We start from the raw sequence: 262 nt of genomic DNA, 5'->3' as shown, positions 1-262 counted from the left end.
CATGACGGTGACGACCGGCGGACGCGGCAGTTGCTCGGCGTCCGTCGTGGTGGTCGTGCCTTCGACCAGCAGCGCTTCCGGATCGTCGAGCTTCGCGGCAACCGCATGGTGGCCGAGTTCCTCGACGATGATCATCGCCGTTTCCTGGTCGAGCATCTGGTTGATGGTGACCATCTGGCCCATCTTCATCATCACCTTGATGACTTCCGATGCCTTCACCGACATCTTGTGCGCGAGGTCGGCGACCGTGATGGTCTCCGGC

General features: G+C 62.2%; 1 protein-coding gene. It reads right to left on the bottom strand.

What is annotated here, in order from left to right; genetic code table 11:
• A partial coding sequence (locus tag SB772_RS42320) for a translation initiation factor IF-2 N-terminal domain-containing protein (protein WP_410838811.1) occupies positions 1-262 on the bottom strand: 262 nt, incomplete at both ends.

It is taken from the genome of Paraburkholderia sp. SIMBA_030, assembly GCF_046535245.1.
Classification (GTDB): Bacteria; Pseudomonadota; Gammaproteobacteria; order Burkholderiales; family Burkholderiaceae; genus Paraburkholderia.
The sequence above is the reverse complement of the archived record's forward strand: the minus strand, read 5'-3'. Positions and strand labels throughout refer to the sequence as shown.